At 36.5% G+C, this 13,524-nt stretch carries 13 protein-coding genes; 1 reads left to right on the top strand and 12 read right to left on the bottom strand.

Annotated features, from left to right (window positions below; translation table 11 throughout):
- The 3 genes from pseI to ON073_RS06850 are packed head-to-tail and all read right to left on the bottom strand — an operon-like array spanning window position 1 to window position 3,153.
- Window positions 1-1,068 (bottom strand): pseudaminic acid synthase, encoded by a 1,068-nt coding sequence (gene pseI / locus ON073_RS06840; protein ID WP_274761123.1) that lies wholly within the window; start codon window positions 1,066-1,068, stop codon window positions 1-3.
- Entirely contained in the window at window positions 1,061-1,828 is a 768-nt protein-coding gene (locus ON073_RS06845) for a glycosyltransferase family protein (RefSeq protein ID WP_274761124.1), read from the bottom strand. The genes pseI and ON073_RS06845 overlap by 8 nt, the downstream gene beginning before the upstream one ends.
- Entirely contained in the window at window positions 1,828-3,153 is a 1,326-nt protein-coding gene (locus ON073_RS06850) for an aminotransferase class III-fold pyridoxal phosphate-dependent enzyme (protein WP_274761125.1), read from the bottom strand. Before ON073_RS06850 ends, ON073_RS06845 begins: the two co-directional genes overlap by 1 nt.
- An 83-nt stretch (window positions 3,154-3,236) precedes the next feature.
- On the opposite strand from ON073_RS06850, the gene ON073_RS06855 reads away from it, so the two are divergent.
- The gene (locus ON073_RS06855) at window positions 3,237-4,223 is read left to right on the top strand and encodes a hypothetical protein (RefSeq protein ID WP_274761126.1); all 987 of its coding nucleotides are present in this window, start codon (window positions 3,237-3,239) and stop codon (window positions 4,221-4,223) included.
- On the opposite strand, the gene ON073_RS06860 is transcribed toward ON073_RS06855, so the two are convergent.
- From ON073_RS06860 to ON073_RS06900, 9 genes are all read right to left on the bottom strand, one after another.
- Window positions 4,216-4,698 (bottom strand): GNAT family N-acetyltransferase, encoded by a 483-nt coding sequence (locus tag ON073_RS06860; RefSeq protein WP_274761127.1) that lies wholly within the window; start codon window positions 4,696-4,698, stop codon window positions 4,216-4,218. The genes ON073_RS06855 and ON073_RS06860 overlap by 8 nt on opposite strands.
- Complete coding sequence (locus ON073_RS06865; RefSeq protein WP_274761129.1) at window positions 4,685-6,802, bottom strand: motility associated factor glycosyltransferase family protein; 2,118 nt, start codon at window positions 6,800-6,802, stop codon at window positions 4,685-4,687. The genes ON073_RS06860 and ON073_RS06865 overlap by 14 nt, the downstream gene beginning before the upstream one ends.
- 9 nt (window positions 6,803-6,811) lie before the next feature.
- Window positions 6,812-7,096: a hypothetical protein gene (locus ON073_RS06870; protein ID WP_274761130.1), complete on the bottom strand. Its 285-nt coding sequence runs from the start codon at window positions 7,094-7,096 to the stop codon at window positions 6,812-6,814.
- Complete coding sequence (gene fliS, locus ON073_RS06875) at window positions 7,086-7,511, bottom strand: flagellar export chaperone FliS (protein ID WP_274761131.1); 426 nt, start codon at window positions 7,509-7,511, stop codon at window positions 7,086-7,088. The genes ON073_RS06870 and fliS overlap by 11 nt, the downstream gene beginning before the upstream one ends.
- An 11-nt stretch (window positions 7,512-7,522) precedes the next feature.
- The gene (fliD, locus tag ON073_RS06880; RefSeq protein WP_274761132.1) at window positions 7,523-8,917 is read right to left on the bottom strand and encodes a flagellar filament capping protein FliD; all 1,395 of its coding nucleotides are present in this window, start codon (window positions 8,915-8,917) and stop codon (window positions 7,523-7,525) included.
- A 39-nt stretch (window positions 8,918-8,956) separates the two neighbouring features.
- Window positions 8,957-9,367, bottom strand: a complete 411-nt coding sequence (locus tag ON073_RS06885; RefSeq protein WP_274761133.1) for a flagellar protein FlaG — start codon at window positions 9,365-9,367, stop codon at window positions 8,957-8,959.
- A gap of 80 nt (window positions 9,368-9,447) precedes the next feature.
- Window positions 9,448-10,416: a flagellin N-terminal helical domain-containing protein gene (locus ON073_RS06890; protein ID WP_274761134.1), complete on the bottom strand. Its 969-nt coding sequence runs from the start codon at window positions 10,414-10,416 to the stop codon at window positions 9,448-9,450.
- A 204-nt stretch (window positions 10,417-10,620) separates the two neighbouring features.
- Window positions 10,621-11,592, bottom strand: coding sequence for a flagellin N-terminal helical domain-containing protein (locus ON073_RS06895; RefSeq protein WP_274761135.1), 972 nt, complete (start codon window positions 11,590-11,592; stop codon window positions 10,621-10,623).
- Window positions 11,593-12,305: 713 nt separating this feature from the next.
- On the bottom strand, window positions 12,306-13,274 hold the full coding sequence (locus ON073_RS06900) for a flagellin N-terminal helical domain-containing protein (protein WP_274761136.1): 969 nt from the start codon (window positions 13,272-13,274) through the stop codon (window positions 12,306-12,308).
- Between the last annotated feature and the right edge of the window lie 250 nt (window positions 13,275-13,524).

Genomic DNA, 13,524 nt, shown 5'->3' on the forward strand with positions numbered 1-13,524 from the left:
CTACTTCTCCGTCAACCCCGTTACCGTATCAAAGGTAACACGATCACCGTGAGAAACATCTCGGGCGACGGTTTTACCTAGAACATCATCATAGTATTGGGTATGTAAGCCAAACCCTGGCCGTACCGATTGAATATCATTTTCTGTTATCACAGCGCCAGCGTTTAAATCTCGACAAAAATACAGTGAACGTCTGGCGAGAATATTTTTCTGAGCAGACTGGGTTATCGAATAATTGACTGAACCAATAGCTTGTTCAGCATCTCTAACCGCACCAACCAATTGTTTAAACTCTTTTTCATCGAGTGAAAAAAATGCGTCTACCGAATCATCTGATTTATCTAAAATAAAGTGCTTTTCTATAATCTTGGCACCTAAAGCAATGCTAGCAATTGGTGAAACTAACCCTAGGGTATGGTCTGACAAGCCAGAAACACAATTAAAGCGTGTAGGTAAATCCACGATAGTCGCTAAATTACATTCCGAAAATGGCGTTGGGTAAGCAGTGGTACACTTTAAAATAGCAAGTTGCTCGCAGCCATTTTGCCTAAGAGTTTGAACAGCCAGTTCAATATCACTTAGTTCAGCAATACCGGTAGATAGAATAATGGGTTTGCCAGTACTGGCAACCTTCTTCAATAATGGGATATCTGTAATCTCTGGCGAAGCAATCTTATAGACAGGCGCATCAAGCGATTCAAGTAAATCAACCGCACTAGCATCAAACGGGGAAGAGAAAATATCTAACCCGATTTTTTTTGCTTCTGCAAATAAGGTTTCATGCCATTGCCAAGGTGTAAAGGCTTTTTCATACAGCGAGTACAGAGATACATGTTCCTGCCAAGGGTTATCTGAAGGTAAACAAAAATCAGGTTTAGTTGAATTAAGTGTAATAGTTTCAGCACGGTACGTTTGAAGCTTCACAGCATCCGCGCCTGCCGCTTTTGCTGCATGAAGGATTTCAATAGCTTTCTCTAAACTCCCTCCATGATTTGCGGACATTTCAGCTATGATATAACACGGCTCACCTTCACCAATTATACGGTCATTAATTATTAACTTATTCACTTAGCTCTCCAATTTCAGATTCTTGCAAAAGTGAAATTGCTAATCCTTCATTACGTTCAATGTGTTTATTTATTGATTTAATTTCGGGGTGGTTATCAAAAAATGATTTGACCGATTGGTAATCCATTTCTTTCACATTAGGGTTTGCTTGATAAAAGGCTTCAATCACTTGCCAATCTTCACTACTATCCAGTGTATAGCGGTAGTGACTGTCATCCTGTATGTTTTTCATTTCTAAACAGCGGTAATTCTTATCATTATTTTCATAAAAGTGAAGGGTTACATGCTCTTGTTCTGATGGTCTCAGAGTGCTGCTATTGAGTTTTTTCAACTCTTGTGCGTTAATTACTTCGCAATCAACCCCTTCTGCAAAACGCTCACTCAAATAAGCGTAATCAACATTCTCATGAAAATAAGCGTCTATAAGTTGGTCACAAATTGAGGGGTCAACTAAGGGGCTATCACCAGTTATACGCACAATAACATCAGCCGGATAAAGCGCTAGTGCAGATTGGAAACGTTCTAGTACATTCTCTTCATCACCAGCAAAAACATCAACTCCATATGCTTTAAGGCAATCAATTAGAGGGATGTTTTCCGGATTTATTGAAGTTAAAACAACAATACCGTCAATTTTACGACACAACTTTAATCGCTCTACAATATGAATAATAACCGGTTTACCATTTAGACACTTCATGACTTTTCCAGGTAAGCGGGAGGAGCCCATTCGCGCTTGAATAAATGCTAAGACCGACATTAATTCAACCTTTGAAAGCCACTATGACAAACTTCATTTTCAATAAGAGTTTTCAAATCAATACCTTGTTCCATAGCATTCTTAATCATAGTGAATACTTCTTTTACTGTATCGAGATACTTATCAATTAGTTCAGTTGTATGTGCAATGGACAGGTAAATTACATTGCTAGCAAGATATCCACGTTTAAGCATTTCTTGAGTGAACAATGTCTTTGTTGCAAGGGGGTTATCCCCAGGAAAAATAAAAATTGGCACGCTATCAATGCCAATAATTTTTAAATCAAACCCCGTTTCTTCAGCTACTTGTGAAAGACCTAATTTCAGATATTGCCCAATCGACATCAATCGTTCAGGAACATTCTGAGATTCGAAAATTTCAAGGGTTTTTAAAGCCGCCACAAACCCAACTCGTTCAGTCCAATAAGAACTACTTATAAATGATTGCTGGGCAGCATCCATCACAACATGTTTACCAATAACAGCACCAATCGGGTGTCCATTTCCTAATGCTTTTCCAAGAACACAAATATCAGGTTCGATATCCCAAAGTAAATGAGAAGCGCCCGTGTTTAATCTAAATCCAGATGAAATCTCATCAAATATAAGCACAATATTATGTTGATCACATAATGCACGGATCTCTCTAATAAAAGTCAGATTTGGAGCACCATGTCGAAATACTTCCATCATTACAACACCTAGTTTATCACTATGTTTTGCAAGAATTTCTTTAAATCCTTCAATATCACCTTCTTTAAATGGTAACACTGAACCACCAAGCTGCTGCGGAACACCCGCGGGTTTTAAGCCAGGAAGTAATTGTTCGTCAAGGTTTCCTTTATCATTAATATTTGTAGCGAGATACCAATCATGCCACCCATGATAACCACAAAACGCTACCATATCTTTTTTTGCATAAGCTCTAGCAATGCGTATTGCTAGAGCGCATGATTCACCACCCGTTCTCGTAAACCTTGCCGCTCCTGCCCAAGGGTGTAAAGCAATTAATTTTTCAGCTAATTCAACTTCTTCCGGGCAATTTAAACTAGACATAGTGCCATCTTGAATAGCATTAATTACTGCTTCATTCACTTCGGCATGTGAGTACCCTAAAGAACTTGTACCAATACCCATAATTGAAAAATCATAGTAATGATTATTGTCTAAATCCCATACTTCACAGCCTTTTGATTTTTTGTAATACGCGGGCCATGCCTCCGGCAAAAACATTTCAGCACGTTTTGAGAGTAATTGATTACCGCCAGGTATAATTTTCTTGGCTTGTTGCCAAAGTTTTGCGCCTGAATTTTCTTTAAGTGACAAAATTTAAACTCCACAATGCGTTGTTTTTACTGAAATCATCTGCAATATTTACACCATAAATAGAAAGTTAAAATTCACTTACAATGACATCAAATAAAAAGCGATTACTCGTATTCGTTTGTGATCTAGGGGCCATTCAGATCATAACATCGCTCTATCATTTATTATCGGCAAATTTCGAAATTAGTTTATTGCTTTCAAAAGAGCAGAAAATAAAATCTTGCATGGATTTCAAAACGGTTGAAAGTAACGAAGACGTATTGACCCATATAAAAAATTTTTGCCCTGATTTGATTTTACTTGGTACAAGTAGCGGTAATTTGATTGAGCCATTTATTATAAAAAGCGCAAGGTCTCTCAAAATTAAAACTATTTCGTTTGTGGATCAATGGCACAATTATACTTTACGCTTCACACACCTAGATCAACTGGTACTTCCAGATAAAATACTTTTTCCAGATGAAAATGCACTCTATGAATTTAAGCGAGAAGTCTCAGAACAGCCTACTTTGGTTGCATGTGGACAACCTTATCTAGCTCAAATAAGAAAGCTTAATAGACCAAAGAAACAATCCAAAGAATTACAAGTATTGCTGATAAGTGAACCAATCTCAAAATATTTAGATAAAGCGCAAAAAGATGTGTTGTATGGGTTTGATGAAAAGATACTTCTCAAAAGTACTTTAAAGGTATTAAATCATTTAAATGCTAAGTATAAATGTACCGTAAAAATACACCCAAAAGAATCAGGATATCTTAAAACGCATTCTAAGCGGTTTAAAGTATTCCATAAGACCATGTCACACAATCAATTAGTAAATTTTGATATAATTATTGGTATGCATTCAACCATGCTAATTGAAGCCTACTTATTAGACTTAAATGTCATAGTTTTTCACCCTCGAGGAGAAAACCACTTTGACCATTGTATGTTAAGTAGATTTGGCTTCACGGAACGTGTCACAACCACGTTTGCATTAATGAAAAAGCTAAAAAAGAAAAAAAGAACACAAAAAAGACTAGCTATACAAGAATATAAACTTATTGATTTTCTAAAAAATATCAACTAACTATCAAACGCATGTATAAACCATCGTCAGTTTCTTTATAGATCACAAACCCTAATTTTTTATAAGCACTAATAGCAGCAATATTTTCACATTCAACTCCGAGTAAAATGGAATTAATATCAAATTTTCGCCTTAAATATTGAGCCGTTGCAGAAATCACTTCACCTGCTACCCCCCTTCCACGCCATTTAGGATCACCAATTAAGATCCCCATAGTTGCTTCACGCTTAACAAAGTCAATCGGCTCATATTTTATATTGCCAATATGGACATCTTCAGCAAATATACCCAAGAACAAACAGTTTTTAGCTTGCGCTTTTTCAAGAATATAATTTTTTAGTTGTTTAGTTGAGTCAGCACGTTGAGCAATAAATTGCTGAGTTGTGATATCTTCAAACCAGCTTAGGTAACGCTCACTTGCATCAGCAACTGTGAGCGGTCTTAAAACAAATCGCTCGGTACTAATCTCCAACATTTTCAACTGAGGGTTTGCTGTAATCAAAACTATAATCGCTTAATTTATTCCAACGTTCACGATAATAATCAGGCGCCTGCTTAAGGAAATCAATCCAAAGTATTAATGCGTCTTTGTAATAAGGTAAAGCTTGCTCTGAAGAGCCAAAATTATAAAGTGCACTTATCAGGATCGAACTTGTATACAAACACTCACCTTCTAAAATCAAATATAAATGAGCATAACGCGCTTCTTGTTTAAAAGAGTATAAAAATCGTAAGCTAGCCAATAAATTTTCCAACGCTTGCTCGCGCGATGTCATTGGTTGTTCTAAAATTTCGACCATGCTGTTGCAGATACTCTCAAAAATATCGAAATCTAAATATTTTTTTGCATCTATGCTTTTATCAAAAGGCTTATAGCACTCTTCTTTGATAAACTTTATTACGTTTTGCTTTGTGGCTGTAGATTCATCGAGCAAAATATCAGAAGAACGAAGTGGTAAAGCACCTTCAATTTTAGTTCCGTCGCTACAGTTATAACAATTTAGATGCGTACCTTTAAATGATTCTAGCAAGCGTTCCATCTGCTCTTTGCCTGTATACATGAAATGGTCTGTAATAACTTTTTTACCAAAGTTTCCGTCTACAACCATCTCATTACCCATTTTAAGAGGGCTATGAATAGTAGACCCTTTATCGTTATAATAATAACTTGCTTTAGAATGATGGTGATTAGGATCTACATAACCATTATCAACACCAAACAAATAAATTTCTTTGAACTTTTTGCTCGCGAAAAAACTTAATGCAGTGTTTCCAACTAAAGGATTACAGTATCCTACTGTCGTTGTAATTTTCTGTGTTTTTATATATTCGGCAATGTGATAAATACTTGTTCCAGGCTCATTCCCTTTAAAGCCAACGCCACACCAGCCAAAAAGTTCAGGTACTTCTGGATACATAACATTAACAGTAATAAGTCCTATTTTCTGACGCTGCTCTGGTGTAATAAAAGCAGTGAGGAAATCAGCAGTTGCCTTTGTTCTTTCTAATGCAACATGAAAATCAGGAATAATACCTTGCTTAAGTAAAGCTGTTGTCGCTGAATTACAAGACACTAAAACTACCTGCTCTTTCATCGCTCGAATTACTTCGATGTCTTTATCCAGTGATGGTCCGTTTGCAACAATAAATATTGGAAATTTTTCAATTTCAGCGGGCAATTTATCATGCTGAACCAAAAGATTAATGTCTTTATGAGTGTTTTCTAAGGTGTGGGCAATACTCATTAAAGCATCATCAAAAAAGCCCCATCCCATAAAAAATTGATGAAAGTTTATTTTTATTTTTTCAATTAATTCATTCACTTCCTGAGAAGGATAATGTTGATAAAAGAAGGAGTTTGAAATACTAAACGCCCCTAAATATTGAGCTCTTCGGTATAATTCTTCATATAACTCTTCTTCAGGCACACCTATACCAATGTAAAGTGCACTTCCTTGCTCATCAATTGTGTTTAAGTAACCAGCCCAATCAAAACAAAATAAACTACCAAAAAAATAATCTTCATTGGGTTCAAAAATATTAATATATGAAGCTCTTACCTGCTCGTTCAAATAATTTAAATGATAGCCAAGACCAACACCAAAAATAATCACGCTCGGTATGACATCATCAAGCATAGTATTTGGCGGAAGCTCACTTTTAGCTTTGTTATAAACAACACCAATACTTTTTAATAAGTCAACGTGAAGGAAATTAGTTTCGTTTGATAGATGTTCAATCACAGACTGATCTACACGACAAACCTCAGGGGTTGCAATAGCATCATCTACCTGCTTTTTACTCTGTAAAACTGGGTTTTCTGAATAAAAAGGAACATCTAACTTGGTGTCTGTAATATTACCTGTGCCATTGTTGTTAACAAATAAATTGAATTTTTCTGTGGGCTGATAAAGTACAAATTTCTCATATATATCAGGAAAATATTTTTTAAATGCAAGCATATTTGATTCGAACCGTTTATTTGCTTGTTCTACGAAGTTCGATTCTCGTTCAAGTTGAGATTTAGCATTATCAATGGAGGAAGCTAGTTGGTTTATTTCCTGATCAATTGAAGACATGTGAGCCTACTATTTATGTTGAATGTATTTATTTATTTTTAGGTTGTTACTTTTAAATTGAGCAATTTCTTTAATTAAGGATTTTTTGTTATCTGACATTTTACTAACTAACTGCTCAAATATATTAAATTGATAAAGCAAATCTTTATAATCCTTTTCAGTCAAGCCTTGCTGCGTAATTTCAATCGCAAATTCATGTTTAAATACAGCAAGACTATTCATTGCAGCACTGTAATTACCAGTGTCAATATCAAAAGAAAGTTGTGAGATAATTTCTTCAATTTTATCCGACACTTGCGCTCGCTTCTCCATTGAGTGTTTGCTCTCTTACATCAACAGGAATTGCATCCCAACCTAATTTTATTTCTTTGATCAAATTAGATACTTCTTCAACTATTTCAGGATCATTCTTAATACTCGCATCAATTAAACGGTCAAGCATGTAACTATAAAGAGCGTATAGGTTTTCCATCACATCACCTCCTACCTCAAAATCAAGACAACCTCTAAGTGCCTCTATTATTGCACTTGCTTTAGAAAGGTGTTCAGCTTTGGCCTCTAAATTTTGCCTTTCAATAGATACTTTTGCCATTACGAGTTTTTCTATCACACCTGCCATTAACATTTGTATTAGTTCGTAGCGATCCGCACCAGCTACTTGAGTCTTAAGTGCTTCTTTTTGGTAATTTTTTACTTTGGCATTATACATTTTCTGTTACCCTACTTTTTAGCTGAAGTGAAACCAGGCAAACTTGCAAGTTGCGCACTCAAATAAGACTGCGTTGATTGCATTTCCGCGAGTAGTACATCTAAAGAAGAATATTGTTTCCTAAGTCTAATCTCTAGTTGCTCCATTCTATATTCATGATTCAAGAAGTCTTCTTCCATATCATCTAATTGTTGATTTAGAGAAGAAGAGCGTTCCTTGATAATTCCTTTAGAATCTATGTAATTATCAATAAGTCCTTGAAACTGTTTTGCTAGACCATTTTCACCAGCAAAAGCTTCACCAACTTTGTCATAATAATTATCTAAAGAATCATTGACGCTTCTAACTAAAGTAGATTTTTCAAGGTAACCTTCTTTATCAATACCTAAACCTATATCAAAAATTGTGCCAAAAGGTTCAACACCAGTTAGATTTGTACCAAGAATACTTGTTAATTGATTATCCAATGAACGCATTGAAGCATCACCATTTAAAGGATTGCCTATACGTGTTTGAAAACCTATATTTCCGATGAGGTTATTGTAATTGGCAATAAATTCGTCAATTAAGGTATTAACAGCAGCTTTATCATAATCTACATTAATTCGAGCTGTTTCGTTATTTTCACTTACTTGCTTTGCTGTAATTGTCATATCTTGAACAGCATCAGTAAATGTATTCGAATCATTTGTAACTGTTATTCCATCTACTTTGATAATAGCATCTGTAGCTTGGTCTGTAGCAGCAATTGCAAGCCCTCCAGCCCCACCACCATTTGCTACTGTAGAAACAGCATCTAATTCTGCTATGTCATTACTCACAACTAAATCATTACCAAGACCTGTTTTGGTAGAAGTCAAAACTAGCTTAGATTCAGAACCAGTATTTATAATGTTGGCAATAACGCCAAAGTTGGTATTCTCATCATTAATTGCATTTCGAACATCTTCAAGTGTTGCTCCTGCATCTAAAGTTACATCAAAACTTGAAGTGCCAGCACTGAAACTTAGTGTTCCACCTGACGCAGTTACTACATCGGTACTGCTGCTATATCCTGTTGCAGACACAGCTCTACTGCCTTGAGCAAGTTGGACTACTTCAATATCAAATTTTCCAGCAGTCGAGTCTTTTGTGGTTGAGACGCTAATTATTTCGCCTGAAGAAGGTTGAGTTATTGATGCTGTACGTTTATTGAAGTTATCGATATCACTAAGCTTTTCAATCGTAGATTCAAGCTGAGAAATTGCTGAACTAATAGTATCAATTGAACTTAGTTCTTTTTGAAGTGACTCTTCTTTGGCAGCAAATGCTTGAAGTTTTGGTATATTCTCAGCATCAATTGAAGCTTTTATAATGCTTTCTAAATCTAAACCAGAGCCAACCCCTGCTGATGTAATGCTTGCCATAACTCACCTCTAAAATAGCACTCTACTAACTCGCACACCCTAAACAGAATCGTTAAACAAAATTCCTGTTTGAGTAATTAATTTATCGGCCAAACTTTCAAAAGCTTTAGCGACATCCCTTATTTCTTGCGGCGGGATCTCTCTTATAACTTCATCATTTGACTTATCGATCACTTTTACCACTGGCGGCTCTCCCAGTTCATCAAATTCAAATATTAAATTTGTTGAGCTTACAGGAATAAAGTCATTAATTTTTTTCAGATTCTCTCTAATTTCATCAAAAAAATTTTCATCGTTTTTTTGTGAATCATTTCTTTTAATAGATGTTGTATCTGAAACATTTTCACTTTCATTAGCACGATTCATACCAATTGATTGTGAAAGCTCTTGCTTTTTAAGCGCGCTGTTAATGTCGAGCACACTTGAAACTGTTTCTGGAATTGTATTCATAACAGGTTCCTCTTCTAACAAGTATAGCTTAATTCTGATTGCATCAGCATTAGCCTATGCAATCAGAATTAACTTGCTAATTAACCCAGTAGAGACAATGCTACCTGAGGACGTTGATTAGCTTGACTCAGAATTGATGTACTTGCTTGTTGCAAGATCTGATTGCGAGTCAATGTTGCAGTTTCCGCCGCAAAGTCTGTATCACGGATTCGTGAACGCGCAGCTGCTAGGTTTTCAGAAACATTCGCTTGATTTCGAATTGATGATTGGAAACGGTTTTGAACAGCACCTAACTCAGCACGCTTTTTATCAACAACTGCAATCAATGAGTCCATACCTGCAAGCGTAACTTGAGCATTTACTTGACTAGAAACACTGATAGCAGTGGCAATAAAAGCAGCTGCAAAGGTGTCTGTTGTTAATGCTGCACCACCAATATCAGAGGCACCTTCAGCAAGTGTAGACAGACGCTGACCAGTAACTGCACTTGCAACACCTGCGATACCAGACAATGTAAAACCGCCATTAGCACTAATACTATTAATGGCAGCTGTACCACCAACATTTTGCATTGAAAAACCAATAGTCTGAACTGCATCAGCACCGATTTGGAAGTTCGCGTCATATGAGCCATCTAGTAAATTTTGGCCACCAAAGGTTGTATCCTCTGCCACACGGTTAACTTCTTCAGATAACTGACGAATTTCTTCCTGAAGTGCTAAACGGTCTTCATCAGTATTTGAACCATTAGATGCCTGTTGAGCTAGTGTTCTCATACGTTGGAACATACCTGTAATTTCATCCATTGCGCCTTCTGCTGTTTGCGCAAGAGAAATACCGTCATTCGCATTACGAATACCTTGGTTCAAACCATTAATTTGACCAGTTAGACGATTAGAAATCTGCATACCAGCCGCATCATCTTTCGCACCATTGATACGTAAACCAGATGACAAACGTTGGAATGAAGTGTCTAGAGCATTACCTGACTGACTTAACTGTCTTTGAGCATTTAAAGAGCTCACATTTGTATTTACATATAAAGCCATAATTGCCTCCGCTTTATTAACTATAGTGCTTTCTAAGTGAGTACCCCTACTCAACATGAAAGCCCAAATTAGAATCCTAATATAGGTGTTCTATCTGCCTTATCGACATCTTTAGAAAAAGCTTTAGAGTTTTTTTTAATTTTTTTTAGTTATAAAAAAAGCCCCAAAAATGGGGCTTGTTTACGATTAAGTAATTATTACAAATTACCCTTGTAACAGGCTTAATGCAGCTTGAGGTCGTTGGTTTGCTTGACCTAGAATTGTTTGACTTGCTTGCTGAAGGATTTGAGCGCGTGTTAATGCAGCTGTTTCAGCCGCAAAATCAGCATCTTTAATTCGAGATTTAGCCGCACTTAAATTTTCTGCAATATTCGCTTGGTTGCGAATTGTTGATTGGAAACGGTTTTGAACCGCACCTAATTCAGAACGTTTTTTGTCAACAACGGCAATAAGTGAGTCTACACCAGCCATCACAATTTGAGCATTTGTTTGTGTTGATACACTAATTGCGGTAGCTATAAATGCTGCAGCAAAGGTATCTGTAGTTAATGCTGCTCCAGCGATATCTGATGCGCCTTCTGCGAGAGTTGACAAACGTTGCCCTGTAACGGCACTTGCAATACCTGCAATACCAGAAAGTGTGAATCCACCGTTTGCACTTAAACTGTTGACAGCAGCTGTGCCACCAACATTTTGCATACTAAAACCTACAGTTTGAACTGCATCAGCACCTATTTGAAAGCTAGCTGAATAGCTACCGTCTAGTAGATTACGACCACCAAATGTTGTATCTGTTGCAACTCGGTTAATTTCTTCGGATAGTTGACGAATTTCTTCCTGAAGAGCTAATCGGTCTTCATCTGTGTTTGAACCATTAGCAGATTGTTGTGAAAGTACACGCATACGCTGTAGCATGGTTGTCATTTCATCCATTGCGCCTTCTGCAGTTTGCGCTAATGAAATACCATCGTTAGCATTTCGGTTACCTTGGTTTAAACCTAAAATTTGTGACTGAAGACGATCGGAAATCTGAAGACCTGCGGCATCATCAGCTGCACTATTAATTCTTAATCCAGAAGACAAACGTTTGAAGGCTGAATCCAGATCACCACCTGATTTATCTAGTTGGCGCTGAGCATTTAGCGAGCTTACATTTGTATTTACATATAAAGCCATAATCTTACTCTCTCTATCTCTTTTTATATGGTTAGATATGAGTAACCCGGTAAACGCAGTACTATCGCACCACTTGCAACAATGCCATTAGGGTTTAGGAAAATACTTGCCAGCTCAATTTCAAAAGCGGCAAATTAACACCTAATTTTTCCTACATATCTTGTTCAATAGAGTAGAATTCAATAATTGTGCCAAAAACTATTTTATAGTCATCAAAGATCATTAATTAGGTTAAGGAGTTTAAATTTTATTACTTTTCGATAGCATGCAAATGGACTCACTATTCAAACCTTAATAAACACTTACTATTTATAAAAAATAAGCAATTGTTACCCCGGTGAAAATCATTATTGCCAATGAAGAAATAACATTTTAAACAATTTTTAAGTATTTATTTTCCGATACTAGATCAACTAAAAATTCTTTAACTCATTTTTAAGGTTTAGTTGCAAGTGTTAACAAAGAACAATTTCAATCAATAAAAAAGGGGCCAAGCGGCCCCTTTTAGAGATAGTGAAAGTAAGAGTGAAATATAGCGATGTCAAAAAACTTGTTTTATACTTGGTACTATATTTGCTTAATTAATTTTAGTACGAGATACCTGCATGGTGTCTTATACTTACTTGTTTGGATATTTTAGCAGTTGCCTCCGCTTTAAATATCCCTTTTAATGCCCTTGCCTATTACCCCATTTGGCAAGGGCATTTTCATTATTAGCCTAGAAGGCTTAATGCTGCTTGAGGACGCTGATTAGCTTGACTCAAGATTGTTTGGCTAGCTTGTTGCAGAATCTGATTGCGTGTTAACGCCGCAGTTTCAGCTGCAAAATCAGCATCTTTAATACGTGATTTAGCCGCACTTAAGTTCTCAGCAATGTTTGACTGGTTTCGAATTGTAGATTGGAAACGGTTTTGTACCGCACCTAGCTCTGCACGCTTCTTGTCAACAACTGCAATCAGAGAGTCAACACCAGCTAGGGTCACTTGTGCATTTACTTGACTAGAAACACTAATTGCCGTTGCGATGAAAGATGCTGCAAATGTATCTGTAGTCAGCGCTGCACCACCGATATCTGATGCACCTTCTGCCAATGTTGATAAACGTTGACCTGTTACTGCACTTGCAACACCAGCAATACCCGACAGTGTGAAACCACCGTTAGCGCTTAAACTGTTAATAGCTGCAGTACCGCCTACATTCTGCATCGAAAAGCCGATTGTTTGAACTGCATCAGCACCAACTTGAAAACTTGCTTCATAGCTACCATCTAGTAAGTTTTGACCACCAAATGTAGTATCAGTTGCGACACGGTTAACTTCCGAAGAAAGCTGACGAATCTCTTCTTGAAGAGCTAAACGATCTTCATCTGTGTTTGAGCCATTTGCAGCTTGTTGCGCTAGGGTACGGATACGCTGAAACATACCAGTAATCTCATCCATTGCACCTTCAGCAGTTTGTGCAAGTGAAATACCATCGTTTGCGTTACGGTTACCTTGATTTAGACCGTTGATTTGCGATTGCAGACGGTCAGAAATCTGAAGACCAGCAGCATCATCTGCTGCACTATTGATACGAAGACCTGATGATAAGCGCTGAAAAGATTGATCTAACGCTGTACCTGAATTCATTAATTGACGTTGAGCGTTTAATGAACTTACGTTTGTGTTTACATAAAGTGCCATGACTCATTCTCCCGAAGTAAAATAACTTACTTTCAAATCTCAAATAAACTGATATTGGTTTGACTGTTTTGTCTTGTTCAATATCTCTAAGTTATTTTTGTTATCGGGCGGAAAAAATTTTCCTTTAGGTTATTTTTTAACTTTTTTTGTTTAATTTCATAAAGTTAAAAAACATTAAAAGAAGGGCTAACTAATATATCGACAGTTAGTTTATATACTTTAAAGCTTTTTAGTAAATTTAATAATAAGT

Source organism: Pseudoalteromonas sp. G4, assembly GCF_028875915.1.
Taxonomy (GTDB): domain Bacteria; phylum Pseudomonadota; class Gammaproteobacteria; order Enterobacterales; family Alteromonadaceae; genus Pseudoalteromonas.